This window comes from Amaricoccus macauensis, assembly GCF_049800915.1.
In the GTDB taxonomy this organism is placed as follows: Bacteria; Pseudomonadota; Alphaproteobacteria; order Rhodobacterales; family Rhodobacteraceae; genus Amaricoccus; species Amaricoccus macauensis_A.
Window position 1 is genome coordinate 594,255 of record NZ_JBNAFY010000001.1, and the last position, 12,925, is coordinate 607,179.

Here is a 12,925-nt window from a genome sequence, read left to right on the forward strand (position 1 = left end):
GGAGGGCCTGCGACCGTCCGAGGGTGGGAGCATATGCCGTCAAAGGTCTTCGATTTATGGTCGAGCCACCCCATGGGCCGTGCTCGCGCGCCAACGTCGCGGATGCGACCGTCCAGTCGGGCGGACGGTCGCAGGCCCGGCGACGCTGCGCGTCTTGTTCCGGGCACACGATCCCAAGCGTTAGGAAATTGGGCCCACACGCAAATCGTATGCATGGAATATGCATGAAATATGCATTAAAACTGCATGGGCCAAACCGCTGTTAACATTGGCAGAATCCCGGTTGAGCCGACCTTCCGGCCGGAACCCCCGAACTACCCGTTGCGCGGCAGCGGATCCGAGTGCGGCACCAGCCTCAGCGCCGGTTTCTCCACCAGCGTCCAGGAAGCCCAGGCGAGCGCCAGCGCAATCGGCAGGGCAATGGCGATGTTGACTGCCGGGCTCATCGGCCCGAGGAAATGGACCACCGACTGCTGCACCGGCCAGGCGTAAATGTATACCCCGTAAGAATAATCTCCGACGCTGTTGTAGCGCGAGATCACGATCCCAGGCATGTAGGCGAGCAGAAAAACTCCGTAGCAGACCGCAAGATCGAGCACGGGCTGATAGAGCGGCGTCCGTTCCAACGCCACGGCCATGAGGATCAGGCCCAGGAGAACCACCGGGTGAAGCACGAGCCGGTCGCGCATCAGATAGAAGCTCACGCCCATCGCGAAGGGCAGCCCCAGCGACAGGAATGAGGCCAGCGCACCGGGCAGAGCCGAGGCCGGCAGCACGAAAGCCGCGCCATATGCCACGGCCAACAGCCCTGCCACGGCGAGGCGCGGCTGCCAGCGCCGGAACGCGCCAAGAAGCCCCATCACCATCACACCGGCGTAGCAGAGCACTTCGTATTGCAGGGTCCAGAGCGAGCCATTGGTCTCCCGCGCCAGGGGCTGGTCAAGGAAGACACCGGGAAGCACCGCCTGCCGGAAAGCAAGCATCAGGTTGCGCAGAATATAGCTGTAAGTGTCTGGATCAGTGACATAATCCTCCGCCGGAAGCTCCGTGACCAACAGCCCCAGAAGCGTGGTCGTCAGAAGGAGCATCACGGCAAGGGCCGGGAAAAGCCGCAGGATGCGCGCAAGCACCCATGTCCCGAGCCGGGGCTGCCGCTCGAAACTCCGTGCGATCAGAAAACCCGATATGCCGAAGAAGACAACCAGGGCGATCTGGCCCAGATTGAAATGCAGGATACGGGTGAGCGGCTGCACGGCGCCCCGGCCGAGCGAGATCGGCCAGGCATGGGAGATGAGCACGGCGACGGCCGCCACCATGCGGATGAGGTTCAGGTTGTTGTTTCTGCCATGGCAGACATCGGACAGGTAGATCGCATTCCGAAACATGCTACTCCAAGGGGGCCTGAAGGCTCCCGGCGACATTTTCTCCGGCGGATCGGCGGCCGGATTAGCCACCCCCGCAAGCCCGCAGGGGTCCAGACGAATGGGCGCGTGCCTAGCGACACACCCATTCCATGGCAATCAACCGGGCGGTCCGGCCACGGACACCATTTGTTGAAGCCGCAATGGTGAGCATGAAACGGCCGGAATGGAGCGCATTCTCGCCTGTCGTCGGCGGGATTGGGTGGCGGCCCCTCTGGAGAAGGCCGCCCCGATCAGGGCCGAGGCCTTGGCCCAGGCAAGGCATCCCGAAGGGCTTCGAGCGAGACGCCGAGCCGGCTCGCGACCTCGTCGAGATCCGCATCCGGACCACCGGCCTCTTCCAGGGTCTGCCGCAGCAGGCCCGCATCCACGCCCAGGGTATTGGCAATCGCGTCGAAGTCGGGCGCACCGCCATCGGGGCCGCCGTGACCTGCACCTCCAGGGCCATTCGCCGAACCGATACCCTGCGCGGCATTGGTCGTGAAATTGTCCTGGGCGACCACGCCGACGAGGCAGGCCGGCAGATTGGGAAAGCTCGTGCCCGAATGGTAGTGATAGACTGGTTCGCCACCGTCTTCGGTCAGGCCGACGTGCCCGCCGCAGTCATCCAGATCGTCGGGAACAGAACCATCGTGGTTCAGCGTTCCGAACATCGCATATCCGTCGAAGGCGTAACCGAACTGCGCGGTCTGGTCCTGCGCGACATTGACGCATTCAGCGTCGAGGCCTTCAGTCTCGTAGACCGTGTCCACATCAGTGGAGGTCGCATGCCAGTGATACCACCCGCCGGGATCGATATGGCCGCCGCAGGTATCGAGCGCGGGCATGTGTCCGGTCTCGAGAACCGACGGCGCATCGGCAAAGATCGGCACGCCGTCGAGGCCAATTCCCACCTTCGCGACAGTCCCGAGATCGGTCGGCTCGTCGGCCATCACCGGGTTGGCCGGAATGTGCACCGTCATTTCAACGTCGGGATCGACGGTGGCCTGAATACAGGCGTTCGGCTCGCTCGGGCCTTCCACGCGAATGTCGAAGGAATAGACTTCGCCATCCTCGTTGAAGAAGGTATAGCCTTGGGTATCCAGCATCCGGAGGAAGTCGCCGTCGATCCGATACAACCCGGCCTCGTCGCCATCCCAGTGCCAGATGCCGCCCTCGTCATCCAGTGTCGCGGGGCAGAAGGGGCCGATCTCGAGGTCGTCAGGCAGGAATTTCACGACATAGCTCGCGCAGTCCGCGGCCTCGCCGTTTTCGAGCGTGCAATCGACAATTTCACTCGGGGCAACGAGCGCGCCATCGTGAACGGAATGCGCGTCGGCGTGCCCGTAAGCGCCCGTCGCAAGCATCAATCCGCCAAGGGTGCTGATCGCGAAGATGCTGCACCTGGCATCCGCCTGCTTGATCAACTGAGGGATGGCCGGCATTCTTGCTTTTCCTCTTCTTGGGGAACGCACCGATCGGATGAGCCGTGTCCGAGGCGCAACCAGTCTGCATTCCCGTCGTCGCACCGGGATTGCGACCGCTCGCGGGGTGGGAGTAGATACGGGTTACCCCGAATTAAGTAGGACCCTAACTAAATGTGTGAGCCAAGACAAGGACCGGGGTTTCATCTGCTCCTGCACAGCACGCACCTCCTCGACGATCGCCTCCGCGACCTTCTGAAGCCGCTGGGGATTCACGCAGGCCAGGCCCGTGTCATTCATGCGCTCAGCCGCATGGGCGAGGTGTCACAACGCCAACTGGCCTCGGAGTTCAATATCAGCCAGGCGAGCATGAGCCAGATGACGAAGCGGCTCAGGATGAACGGCTTTGTCGAGCAGCGCGATGATCCGCACGACAGACGCTCAGGTATCGTCTCGCTGACCGCAAAGGGAACGCAACTTCTCGACGAGATTCTGGCAGCCTGGAACGAAGTGGATCAGGTCATCATCGATGCAATCGGCACCGAGAACGCCGAGCAGCTCTTCAGGCAAAGTCTGGCGCTCCGGAATGCCCTCGGAGGCGTCGCACCCGGAGCGAAGGGGGCCAAGCCCTCGCGGACCGAAGACGACCGTACCCACTGACGCCCTGAAGGCGGCAACTCGGCAAACGATCGCAAGCGTTGATTTTGGGGGTGTCCGCAAACCGTGTTCGTTTGCTTCGCCTTGACCCGAAAGGGCCTTTCTTGATCCGCTTTGGCTGCGAAGGTTGCCCTTTCCACATCTTGATTTTCGCCGTCTTCTCGACGCCCTCGACAACCTAGACCCAACGCAGATCGAGCCTCGTAGGCGATAACCATCTTGCACCTGCAACGAAGCACGCAGTGTCGCGACCGGCCCAGAGCCGACCTTCAGGCTCAAATCAGGATGCTGCTGCGCGGCCCATCGAAGCAGCCGTTGGCTGCGCTTGCGAACCCCGGTGACAGTCGGAGGTCGGCTACGCGGACTTTCCCGACCTTGGTAGCCGTTGCTTAAACAACTGCTTTGCTCATCTGACGACTTTCGGCAGCTTACTCTGAAGTTGCCGTTAAACTTAACCAAACAGCAAAGTGTTATTGACACATGGTCGCACTCGCAGTAACTTAACCAAATGGATAACTATTTACATAGACAGTTCCACGCTCTTGCTGACCCCACCCGATTAGCGGTCGTGGAGCGCCTACTGAAAGCTCCTGCCAGCGTCAGCGAACTGGCGGGGCCTTTCGACATGGCACTACCGGCATTCACGAAACATCTCGGCGTTCTAGAACGATCAGGTCTTATCTCGAGCGAGAAAACTGGTCGGGTTCGAACCTGCTCGATCAACCCGGCCGCAATGAGCCAGATCGAACGATGGTTTTCTGATCGCCGTGCACTTTGGGATACGCGACTCGATAACCTTGCCGCCTTTGTCGATGACCAGAGAAAGAAATAGTCCGATGGAAATTCATCACGAAACACTCATTTTCGAGCGCGATTTTGACGCGCCTCCCTCCCAGTTATTTTCGGCCTACATTGACACAAAAGCGCGAGAGCAATGGTCGACTCCATCGCCTACCGCTGAGGTTAAAATCGACAGTTCGGAGGTGCGAACAGGAGGTCATGAAACCGGACGGTGCGGCGGCAAAGGCGATCTGCGTTGGACGCTAAAAGTAATCTATCATCTTGTTACGCCCGACCGCCAAATCACCTTCACGGAAGAGCTTTGGGATGGAGAACAAATCCTGACAGTCGCGTTAATCACCTTCGACTTGAAACCCATTCGCGAAAACAAGACGGCGCTGACTTTGACGGACCAGATCACCTCCTTTGTTGGAGCTGACGCTGTTGGTGGTCATCGAGAAGGCTACACCCAAGCGCTCACAAATCTGCAGCAGCATGTGACCAAGCCCAAGAGCGGACATTCACGATAAGTGCAGCATGTTGAACTTCGGGCTCGGATCGGCCATGCGGCAGCGCAGAGGAAAGCGTGGTGTGGCAGCCGTCTGAATGTCGTCGTCACGTGATCATGGCATGAGATCGCGCACTTGCAGCGAATGGCCGGAACCCGCCCTTCATGCGACCTCGCAACCGCTGCAAAATTCGAGCGCCCGCAGCGAAAGTCAGCTTGGTCCGCATAGCCGACCAACACGGTTTTCGGACACCCCCTTAATTTATCCGGCTCGCAGGCAAATCGTATGCATGAAATATGCATGGAATATGCATTGAAACTGCATGGGCCAAACCGTTGTTAAAATAGCCGGAATCCTGCTCGATGCACCAATCGTGCGGAAGGGGCGATCCTCACCCGTGATCCGGCGTAAACCGGGTCGTGATCCTCCGTGCCAGCCGGTCGACTGTGATGTGCAGGATCACCGTCATGGTCGCCAGAACGATTAGCGCCGCGAACATCAGATCCGTCTGCGCCCGTCCGTTCGCCTGCAGCATGAGGAACCCGAGCCCACGCGAGGCACCGACCCATTCCCCGATCACGGCCCCGATCGGGGCATAGACCGCCGCGAGCCGGAGGCCCGAAGCCAGTGCGGGCAGGGCATTCGGAATGCGCACCCGCCGCATCACCGCCCAGGGTCCGGCCTGCATCACGCGGGCCAGATCGAGATAGCCCTGCGGGGTGCGCATCAGCCCGTCATAGAAGGCCGATGTGACGGGAAAGAAGATGATCAGGAGCGCCATCACCAGCTTCGACCAGATGCCGTAGCCGAACCAGAGCGTGAGGATCGGCGCGAGTGCGAAGACCGGAACCGCCTGAAAGAATACGAGAATCGGGCGCACCAACGTGCGCGCCGCTGGAGACATCGCAAGCTGGATCGCCGTGAGCGCGCCAAGGATGGAGCCGAGCGCAAGCCCCGCCAGCACCTCCACCAGCGTCACCCAGGCGTTCTCCGCGATCGTTACACGTGCCGTCCAGAGCGCGCGTACCACCCGGTCGGGGGCGGGCAGGATGAAGGGCGGAAGTCCGGTCACCAGCACGACGAGCCACCAGGCCCCGATGCCCACGAGCGCGGAGGCCAGTCCATTGCGCAGCGCGATCATGTCGAAACTCCGCTCAGCGCCTCGAAGAGCCGCGTCTGGGCCCGCAGGGTCATGGGGTCCCCGATGGCCCGGATCGGCGGCGCGGCAGGCGTGTCCATCTCGCGCAGTCCGTCTTCATCGAGGAGGAGTATCCGGTGGCCGATGCGCGCGGCCTCTGCCGGATCATGGGTGACGAGAAGCACGGTCCGCCCGGCAAGAAGCTCCACGCTCAGGTCCTGCATCTGCGCCCGCGTCCGCGCATCGAGCGCCGAGAAGGGCTCGTCCAGCAGGATCAGTGGCCGGTCCTCCATCAATGTTCGCGCCAGTGCGGCGCGCTGCCTCTGACCGCCTGAGAGTTGCGCGGGATGCTTGTCCGCGTGGTCCGCAAGGCCCACCCGTTCGATCAGCGCGCGCGCCCGGTCCGTGTCCGGTTTCTCGCCCCTGAGCGACGCGCCCAACAGCACGTTCTGCATCACGGAGCGCCACGGAAACAGCAGGTCGCTCTGGGCCATCAACGCAATCCGGCCCTCCAGCGGCGCCCCATCGTCCGCGCGCACCGTCCCGCCGAAAGCGATGCCCGTAGGCAGGCCCGCGATCTGCCGCAGAAGGCTGGATTTGCCAACCCCTGAAGGTCCCAGCAGACAGGTCCACTCTCCGGGTCTGAGCGTGAAATTCAGGTGCGGAAAGAGCGGCTTGCCAGCGATGGTCGCGGAACCCTCTATACTGACGGTAGGCGCGGGCTGCATCAGGGTTTAAGCCCCATCTCCCAGAAGCCGACCTCGAGCCGGGTCGCGTCCGCGAAGCGTTTGACAAGCCCCTGCCAGCGCGGCAGCGCAGCCCAGTCCGCCCCGAAACGGCGCTCGAGCGCCCCGTCGAGAAGCCCGCCTGCCGCGATGCAGGCGTCCTGATAGTCCTTGCCGCCGTAGGTCTCGATCCAGTCCCGGTAGGGTGTTTCGCCGGCCTCGCTCAAGAGCCTTGCGCCAATCTCGCCATAGCCGAGCACGCAAGGCGCCAGAGCCGCGAGCAGATCGAGATAGTCGCCCGAGTATCCTGCCTCGAGCACATAACGGGTATAGGCCATGTTCTCCGGGCGCTCGGGAGTGGCCGCCAGATCCGCCTCCGGAATGCCGGCTTCGGCGCAGGCGTGCACGTGAAGCTGCATTTCCTCGAGCAGCAGCACGCGCACGGTCTCGGCGGCGGCCTGCATCTCGGGCAGGGTCTCGGCCTTGACGATGGCAAGCGCCCAGGCGCGCGAGAAGTGGATCAGGAAGACATAATCCTGGCGCAGGTAGTGCAGGAACGCCTCCCGCGGGAGCGAGCCGTTCTTCAGCCCCTCGACAAAGGCATGGCGGGTATAGGCCGGCCAAGCCTCCCCGGCGGCCTCGCGCAGAAGCGCGAAGGCGCGGCCATAGTTGGGCGCATCGCTCATTCCGCAGTCACGTCGATTGCGATGTCGGAGACGGGATTGAGCGAGGGGATGAGCCCGGCTTCCTGCAGGAAGGCTTCGAACGCCTGGTAGCGACCTGCATCAAGCGCGGCCGGTCGCGTCGCGAAGCGGGGGTAGGTGTCGACCCAGGCCTTTTCGTTCAGCTCGTTCTGCAGTTCGGATGAGGTCGACGCAAAGATCTCCCAGGACTCCTCGGGGTGGTTGAGGATGTATTGCGTCGCCCGCTCCGTCGCACCGAGGAACCGCGCGATCATTTCCTCGTCCATGGTCTCGGAATTCGCGACGTAGATCAGCTCGTCATAGGCCGGCAGGCCTTCTTCCTCGACGTAGAAGCAATGCCCCGGATGGCCCTCGATCTCCATCTGGTTCAGCTCGAAATTGCGGTAGGCCCCAATCACCGCATCGACCTGACCCGACATCAGCGAGGGTGAAAGCGCCCAGTTGACGTTGATGAGTTCCACGTCGTCCATGGTCAGGCCGTTGGCTTTCAGAAGCGATCCGAGAATTGCTTCCTCGACGCCGGAGACGGAATAGCCGACCTTCTTGTCCTTCAGGTCCGCAATGCTCTCGATGGGGCCGTCTTCCTGCACAAGGAGGCAGTTGAGCGGCGTCGCGACGAGCGTGCCCACGCGCTTGAGCGGCAGGCCCTGGTGGATCTGGAGATGAAGCTGCGGCTGGTAGGACACTGCGAGGTCCGCGCGCCCTGCGGCGGCCATCTTCGGCGGGTCGGCCGGGTCGGCAGGCGGGACGATCTCGACCTCGAGCCCGGCCTCCGCGAAGAAGCCCTTTTCGTCGGCCAGGATGATCGGCCCGTGGTCCGGATTGATGAACCAGTCGAGCACGAGGGTGATCTGGTCCTGGTCCTGCGCGCTGGCGGGCAGGGCAAGGGCCGTGGCAAGCAGCGCGGCGGTGAGACGGGTCATCAATAATCCTCCGTGGCGAATGTTGTCGTTGCAGCGACCCATTCCCGCACGCGGGCCTCCGGGTCCTTGTTGAGCGTGATGTCGGTGACGACCGAAATGATGTCGGCACCTGCGCCGAAAACGAGATGCTGGCGTTCGACCCGCATGCCACCAATGGCGCATAGCGGAATGTCCCCGATCGCTTCCTTCCATTCCGTCACCCGCTCGAGGCCCTGTTGATGCCAGCGCATCTTCTTCAGGATCGTGGGGTAGACGGGGCCGAGCGCGATGTAGTCGGGCTCAAGCGCGAGCGCGCGGTCGAGTTCGATATGGTCGTGGGAGCTGATCCCGAGCTTGAGGCCTGCATCCCGGATCGCGCCTACGTCCGCCTCGTCGAGGTCTTCCTGGCCCAGGTGGACGAACTCGGCCTCCTCCTCGATGGCCATCTGCCAGTGATCGTTGATCACCAGTGTGGCGCCATGCTCGGCGCAAAGGTCGAGACTTTCCCGGATCTCGGCGCGGATCTCTTCCTCGGGACGATCCTTCACACGCAGTTGAGCGAATTTCACGCCCAGCGGAAGCATGCGGGCGAACCAGTCCGCACTGTCGAAAATCGGGTAGAAACGGTCGATCATGCGAGCCATGCCTTTCCTATGACCGGCGTCGAGGGGGAAGCCATGTCACGCGGCTCCATCGGATCGGCGTCACGGGCAAGCGCGCCTGCCTCGATCGCGCGCGAGAAGGCCCGCGCCATCGCGGCGGGGTCACCCGCCTTGGCGACGGCAGTGTTGAGCAGGATCGCGTCGAAGCCCATTTCCATGGCAGCCGCCGCCTGCGAGGGCAGGCCGAGGCCCGCATCGATCACCAGTGGAATATCCGGGAAATGCGCGCGGAGCGTCCTGAGCCCATAGACGTTGTTGAGCCCCAACCCCGATCCGATGGGCGCACCCCAGGGCATCAGCACCCGGCAGCCCGCCTCGACCAGACGTTCGCAGAGTACCAGATCCTCGGTGGTGTAGGGAAAGACCTCGAAGCCATCATCCGTCAGGATGCGGGCGGCTTCCAGCAGCCCGAACGGGTCGGGCTGAAGCGTGTCGGTATGGCCGATCACCTCGAGCTTGATCCAGTTGGTCTCGAAGACCTCGCGCGCCATATGCGCAGTCGTCACCGCTTCCTTCACCGTATGGCAGCCGGCAGTGTTGGGCAGAACCCGAACGCCAAGATCCTGTATCAGCTTCCAGAAATCATGACCTGCACCACCTTCACGCCGCAGCGAAACGGTCGCGACACCAGCACCCGACGAGCGGAACGCCTCGGCGAGGATTGCCGGCGAGGGGTATTGCGCCGTCCCGAGCATCAGCGGGTTCGGCAGGGTGACACCGTAGAAGTCGCGCCTTGCGGTTTCTCCCATGTCAGCCTCCCTGCATCGGTGACAGGATCTCGACCCGGTCGCCATCCGAGAGGCGGGTCTCGCCCCGCTCCGGGGCCGGCACGAAAGCGCCGTTCACCGCCGTGGCGATCTTGCGCGGCCCGAAGCCACTCTCGTCCACCAGGGCCGCGAGCGTCTGTCCGGCAAACTCGCGGTCTTCTCCGTTAACCGATATCTTCATCGCAGAACTCCGGTCTTTCGCCTGCAATCGCCAGGTCCGCTACTTGGGCCGCGAGGGCAGGGGCGAGCAGAAACCCGTGGCGATAGAGGCCGTTGGCATGAATGATCCCGCCGCGCCTGCGGATCCGCGGCAGGTTGTCGGGGAAGGCGGGGCGCGCATCGACGCCGATCTCGAGCACCTCCGCCTCGGCGAAGGCCGGATGCAGCGCATAGGCGGCAGACAGCATTTCGAGAAGCGATCGCGCAGTGATCCGGCTCCGCTCGCTTGCCTCGATCATCGTGGCGCCCAGCATGTAGATGCCGTTCCCGCGTGGCACCACGTAAAGCGGGATGCGCGGATGCAGCAGCCGTACGGGCCGCGAGAGGTCCACATCCGGGCAGTGCAGGATCAGCATTTCGCCCTTCACGCCGCGCAGATCGTCGAGCATGTTGCGTGCGGCCAGTCCGCGGCAGTCGATCATTCCCGGGCCGGGTTCGGCCTCCTCGGTGCGGATCTCGACGCCGTTCCCGATCAGCCGCGATCGCAGCGTGTCCAGCGCGTCGCGGGGCGCCAGATGGGCCTCGTCCCGGAAGAACAGGGCCTGATTGAAGCGCCCGGCCAGATCCGGCTCGAGGTTGGCAATCTCGTTGCCGCCGATCGTCTCGAAGCCGCTCGTGCGCCGCCCGAACCTGTCCAGTTCGCGCCTGTCCCGGGTCGGCGCGACCACGATCGTGCCGCCGCGCGTCACGTCAGCGCCATGGTTCTCCCACCAGTCTGCGGCGGCCTGCCCGTGTCGCAGAACCGGTTCCTCGGCGCTCTCCCTTTCACACCAGGGCGCAAGCATTCCGCCGGCCCACCAAGAGCAGGCATGTTCGCCCGGACCACCGCCTGCATCGATCACCGCGACATGCACACCGCGATCGGTCAGTTCGGTGGCCACGGCAAGACCCGCAACACCCGCTCCGAGTATGGTAAGATCAGGCATATTCGCGCCACATGCGATGAAAATGATGCACCGGCCCATGGCCATGACCGACGGCCAGATCATCAGCGGCGGTGATTGCTCCCTGAAGATACTGGTGCGCATGACGCACGGCAGCTTCCAGCGGCTGGCCGAGCGCAAGCCCGGACGCGATGGCCGCCGAGAGCGTGCAACCCGTTCCGTGGGTGTTGCGCGTTGCGAGCCGCGGGGCCGATAGCCGAATCGGAGCTTCTTCCCGCAGGATCAGGATGTCGGTGCAGGTCGCACCTTCCGCATGTCCGCCCTTCATCAGCACGGCCTTTGGCCCGCGTTCGAGAAGGGCCCGGCCTTGCGCCTCCATTTCCGTTTCCGTCCGCGCCGTGGCGGTCCCGAGCAGTCGCGCCGCTTCGGGCAGGTTCGGCGTTACCACGGCCGCAAGGGGAAGCAGCGTCCGGCCCAGTTCCTCGACGGCATCTTCCGCAAGCAGGGCGTGCCCCGATTTGGCGATCATCACCGGATCGACGACCACGGGCGCAAAGCGCCGTGCCAGAGCATCGGCCACGGTGCATATCACCTCCGGCGTTCCGAGCATTCCAATCTTGACCGCGCGCACGTCCATGTCGTCGAAGACGGCGTCGATCTGGGCTGTGATGATCTCGGTCGAAAGCCCCTCGATGCCGTTGACACCACGGGTGTTCTGCGCGGTGATCGCCGTGATGGCGGAGGTTCCGTAGACGCCAAGGGCGGAGAAGGTCTTCAGATCGGCCTGGATGCCCGCACCGCCGCCGCTGTCCGAGCCCGCGATCGTGAGTGCAACAGGATGCATGTCGTCTCCCCCAGTCTGATCGACCCGGGCGAAGAAACGCATGAAACGGAGATAAGGCCTCTCTCGGCTTATCCGTTCCCTACGCCGGTACTGCCCGGATCAGGTTCGATGGGTCGGTGCGTGCACCTCTCAGCCCTACCGGGCACCCCAACGGATTCCGCAAGCGTTAACACTTTGGTCCCCCTCCTGACAAGGGGGGGAGGGCTTGCGCTAGGCCGCGGAGCGCGGGGGCTTCACGTTTCCGGCGGCCTTGAGCACCATGGGCGACAGTGTCGCTTCTCCGCTTTCAACCAGTTCGAGCAGTCTTTCCCGCATGTCCGTTGACCAGAAGTCATTAATGTGGTTCGCGATTCCAGAGGCACGCTGACCCTCCGGCTGGCTCTCGAAGAATGTGGCGATCTGGTTTGCCATGTAGATGAGCTTGGTATCAGGCGACATGGGTTTCAGCTCCGGGCTCTATGCGATCGGGGTGAGTGAAGATATCGTTCCGGCCGTCCCGCCCTGCATGCACCAGCGTGATGCCCGCGGTCTCGGCGAGGCGAACGGCATGGGCCGTCGGAGACGAGACAGAAATCATGACCGGAACACCACCCACGGCGCATTTCTGAACAAGGTCGACCGAGATACGGGCCGTGACCACGAAAGCCCCGGTGGCACCGTCTGCTCCCGACCTGACGAGTGCACCCAGAAGCTTGTCGAAGGCATTGTGGCGACCGACATCCTCGCGGGCTAGCACGACACCTTCGCCGGGGCGGTAGAAGCCTGCGGCATGGGCGGCATGTGTTTCGTCGTGAAGCGGCTGGAGATCGCGCAATTCCGCGGGCGCACGGTGAATATCGCGTGTCGTGAAACGAACAGTGCTCCCGGATACGGGAACAATCGGGTGCAGCGCTTCGGAGAGGCTGTCGATCCCGCAAAGCCCGCAGCCCACCGGGCCCGCCATGTGACGGCGCCTTGCCTCCATGGCCTCGGTGCGCTCGTCATCCAGCCAGAGCCGGGCCTCGATGCCCTGCGGCTGCGGTACGATCTCCAGGTCGCTGATCTGCTCGAGCTTGGTGATCGCATGATCCGAGAGCGCGAAACCCACCGCGAAATCCTCGAGATCAGCGGGCGACGCCATCATCACGGCCTGTGTCGTGCCGTTGTAGACGATGGCCACGGGCGTTTCCTCGGGCAGGGCGCGCATGGATGTCCTGCCTGAGCCGGTGGTGATCCGCACGGTGCGGGAGGCGGGGGGAATCAAACTCATACCGGGGGATATGGCGTGATCCGTCCCGGCCTCAAATAGGGCCGGGACAATCGAACGACAT

General features: G+C 63.3%; 16 protein-coding genes, 1 riboswitch and 1 other annotated feature. Of the genes, 3 read left to right on the plus strand and 13 right to left on the minus strand.

Features of this window, described 5'->3' with window-relative positions; genetic code table 11:
* Window positions 1-314 precede the first annotated feature (314 nt).
* Window positions 315-1,385 (minus strand): acyltransferase family protein, encoded by a 1,071-nt coding sequence (locus tag ACP15W_RS02625; RefSeq protein ID WP_424931268.1) that lies wholly within the window; start codon window positions 1,383-1,385, stop codon window positions 315-317.
* Window positions 1,386-1,420: 35 nt separating this feature from the next.
* Window positions 1,421-1,479: a sequence feature (sul1 is cis-regulatory element that is thought to sense ions involved in sulfur or methionine metabolism; They are found in Alphaproteobacteria), on the minus strand.
* A gap of 175 nt (window positions 1,480-1,654) precedes the next feature.
* Window positions 1,655-2,845 (minus strand): YHYH protein, encoded by a 1,191-nt coding sequence (locus ACP15W_RS02630; protein ID WP_424931269.1) that lies wholly within the window; start codon window positions 2,843-2,845, stop codon window positions 1,655-1,657.
* Between the two features lie 153 nt (window positions 2,846-2,998).
* Between ACP15W_RS02630 and ACP15W_RS02635 the strand changes: the two genes are divergently transcribed.
* The 3 genes from ACP15W_RS02635 to ACP15W_RS02645 all read left to right on the plus strand — a co-directional run bounded on the left by ACP15W_RS02635 (window position 2,999) and on the right by ACP15W_RS02645 (window position 4,791).
* Window positions 2,999-3,484 (plus strand): MarR family winged helix-turn-helix transcriptional regulator, encoded by a 486-nt coding sequence (locus tag ACP15W_RS02635; RefSeq protein ID WP_424931270.1) that lies wholly within the window; start codon window positions 2,999-3,001, stop codon window positions 3,482-3,484.
* Window positions 3,485-3,989: 505 nt separating this feature from the next.
* Window positions 3,990-4,313 carry an ArsR/SmtB family transcription factor gene (locus tag ACP15W_RS02640; RefSeq protein WP_424931271.1) on the plus strand — a complete coding sequence of 108 codons (324 nt, stop codon included), beginning with the start codon at window positions 3,990-3,992 and terminating at the stop codon, window positions 4,311-4,313.
* Between the two features lie 4 nt (window positions 4,314-4,317).
* Window positions 4,318-4,791, plus strand: a complete 474-nt coding sequence (locus ACP15W_RS02645; protein ID WP_424931272.1) for an SRPBCC domain-containing protein — start codon at window positions 4,318-4,320, stop codon at window positions 4,789-4,791.
* 370 nt (window positions 4,792-5,161) lie between these two features.
* Here the strand turns inward: ACP15W_RS02645 and ACP15W_RS02650 are convergent, their stop codons facing one another.
* From ACP15W_RS02650 to fdhD, 11 genes are all read right to left on the minus strand, one after another.
* Entirely contained in the window at window positions 5,162-5,911 is a 750-nt protein-coding gene (locus tag ACP15W_RS02650) for an ABC transporter permease (protein ID WP_424931273.1), read from the minus strand.
* A complete protein-coding gene (locus tag ACP15W_RS02655) occupies window positions 5,908-6,636 on the minus strand; it encodes an ABC transporter ATP-binding protein (protein WP_424931274.1) in 729 nt (242 codons plus the stop codon). Before ACP15W_RS02655 ends, ACP15W_RS02650 begins: the two co-directional genes overlap by 4 nt.
* Window positions 6,636-7,319: a TenA family protein gene (locus tag ACP15W_RS02660; RefSeq protein WP_424931275.1), complete on the minus strand. Its 684-nt coding sequence runs from the start codon at window positions 7,317-7,319 to the stop codon at window positions 6,636-6,638. The genes ACP15W_RS02655 and ACP15W_RS02660 overlap by 1 nt, the downstream gene beginning before the upstream one ends.
* Window positions 7,316-8,260 carry an ABC transporter substrate-binding protein gene (locus ACP15W_RS02665; protein ID WP_424931276.1) on the minus strand — a complete coding sequence of 315 codons (945 nt, stop codon included), beginning with the start codon at window positions 8,258-8,260 and terminating at the stop codon, window positions 7,316-7,318. Before ACP15W_RS02665 ends, ACP15W_RS02660 begins: the two co-directional genes overlap by 4 nt.
* Window positions 8,260-8,883: a thiamine phosphate synthase gene (locus ACP15W_RS02670; RefSeq protein WP_424931277.1), complete on the minus strand. Its 624-nt coding sequence runs from the start codon at window positions 8,881-8,883 to the stop codon at window positions 8,260-8,262. The genes ACP15W_RS02665 and ACP15W_RS02670 overlap by 1 nt, the downstream gene beginning before the upstream one ends.
* Window positions 8,871-9,650: a thiazole synthase gene (locus ACP15W_RS02675; protein WP_424931278.1), complete on the minus strand. Its 780-nt coding sequence runs from the start codon at window positions 9,648-9,650 to the stop codon at window positions 8,871-8,873. Before ACP15W_RS02675 ends, ACP15W_RS02670 begins: the two co-directional genes overlap by 13 nt.
* 1 nt (window position 9,651) lies before the next feature.
* Window positions 9,652-9,849, minus strand: coding sequence for a sulfur carrier protein ThiS (gene thiS, locus ACP15W_RS02680; protein ID WP_424931279.1), 198 nt, complete (start codon window positions 9,847-9,849; stop codon window positions 9,652-9,654).
* Window positions 9,833-10,813, minus strand: a complete 981-nt coding sequence (locus ACP15W_RS02685) for an FAD-dependent oxidoreductase (RefSeq protein ID WP_424931280.1) — start codon at window positions 10,811-10,813, stop codon at window positions 9,833-9,835. Before ACP15W_RS02685 ends, thiS begins: the two co-directional genes overlap by 17 nt.
* Window positions 10,806-11,615, minus strand: coding sequence for a bifunctional hydroxymethylpyrimidine kinase/phosphomethylpyrimidine kinase (thiD, locus tag ACP15W_RS02690; RefSeq protein ID WP_424931281.1), 810 nt, complete (start codon window positions 11,613-11,615; stop codon window positions 10,806-10,808). Before thiD ends, ACP15W_RS02685 begins: the two co-directional genes overlap by 8 nt.
* Before the next feature lie 59 nt (window positions 11,616-11,674).
* Window positions 11,675-11,775, minus strand: a riboswitch (TPP riboswitch).
* Between the two features lie 50 nt (window positions 11,776-11,825).
* Window positions 11,826-12,053, minus strand: coding sequence for a formate dehydrogenase subunit delta (locus ACP15W_RS02695; protein ID WP_424931282.1), 228 nt, complete (start codon window positions 12,051-12,053; stop codon window positions 11,826-11,828).
* Window positions 12,043-12,864 carry a formate dehydrogenase accessory sulfurtransferase FdhD gene (gene fdhD, locus ACP15W_RS02700; protein WP_424931283.1) on the minus strand — a complete coding sequence of 274 codons (822 nt, stop codon included), beginning with the start codon at window positions 12,862-12,864 and terminating at the stop codon, window positions 12,043-12,045. The genes ACP15W_RS02695 and fdhD overlap by 11 nt, the downstream gene beginning before the upstream one ends.
* Window positions 12,865-12,925 lie beyond the last annotated feature (61 nt).

What these genes read in the sequence shown, in the direction of transcription:
- ACP15W_RS02625 (WP_424931268.1), bottom strand. Translation starts at nt 1,385, where the DNA reads ATGTTTCGGAATGCGATCTACCTGTCCGATGTCTGCCATGGCAGAAAC.
- ACP15W_RS02630 (WP_424931269.1), bottom strand. Translation starts at nt 2,845, where the DNA reads ATGCCGGCCATCCCTCAGTTGATCAAGCAGGCGGATGCCAGGTGCAGC.
- ACP15W_RS02635 (WP_424931270.1), top strand. Translation starts at nt 2,999, where the DNA reads ATGTGTGAGCCAAGACAAGGACCGGGGTTTCATCTGCTCCTGCACAGC.
- ACP15W_RS02640 (WP_424931271.1), top strand. Translation starts at nt 3,990, where the DNA reads ATGGATAACTATTTACATAGACAGTTCCACGCTCTTGCTGACCCCACC.
- ACP15W_RS02645 (WP_424931272.1), top strand. Translation starts at nt 4,318, where the DNA reads ATGGAAATTCATCACGAAACACTCATTTTCGAGCGCGATTTTGACGCG.
- ACP15W_RS02650 (WP_424931273.1), bottom strand. Translation starts at nt 5,911, where the DNA reads ATGATCGCGCTGCGCAATGGACTGGCCTCCGCGCTCGTGGGCATCGGG.
- ACP15W_RS02655 (WP_424931274.1), bottom strand. Translation starts at nt 6,636, where the DNA reads ATGCAGCCCGCGCCTACCGTCAGTATAGAGGGTTCCGCGACCATCGCT.
- ACP15W_RS02660 (WP_424931275.1), bottom strand. Translation starts at nt 7,319, where the DNA reads ATGAGCGATGCGCCCAACTATGGCCGCGCCTTCGCGCTTCTGCGCGAG.
- ACP15W_RS02665 (WP_424931276.1), bottom strand. Translation starts at nt 8,260, where the DNA reads ATGACCCGTCTCACCGCCGCGCTGCTTGCCACGGCCCTTGCCCTGCCC.
- ACP15W_RS02670 (WP_424931277.1), bottom strand. Translation starts at nt 8,883, where the DNA reads ATGGCTCGCATGATCGACCGTTTCTACCCGATTTTCGACAGTGCGGAC.
- ACP15W_RS02675 (WP_424931278.1), bottom strand. Translation starts at nt 9,650, where the DNA reads ATGGGAGAAACCGCAAGGCGCGACTTCTACGGTGTCACCCTGCCGAAC.
- thiS (WP_424931279.1), bottom strand. Translation starts at nt 9,849, where the DNA reads ATGAAGATATCGGTTAACGGAGAAGACCGCGAGTTTGCCGGACAGACG.
- ACP15W_RS02685 (WP_424931280.1), bottom strand. Translation starts at nt 10,813, where the DNA reads ATGCCTGATCTTACCATACTCGGAGCGGGTGTTGCGGGTCTTGCCGTG.
- thiD (WP_424931281.1), bottom strand. Translation starts at nt 11,615, where the DNA reads ATGCATCCTGTTGCACTCACGATCGCGGGCTCGGACAGCGGCGGCGGT.
- ACP15W_RS02695 (WP_424931282.1), bottom strand. Translation starts at nt 12,053, where the DNA reads ATGTCGCCTGATACCAAGCTCATCTACATGGCAAACCAGATCGCCACA.
- fdhD (WP_424931283.1), bottom strand. Translation starts at nt 12,864, where the DNA reads ATGAGTTTGATTCCCCCCGCCTCCCGCACCGTGCGGATCACCACCGGC.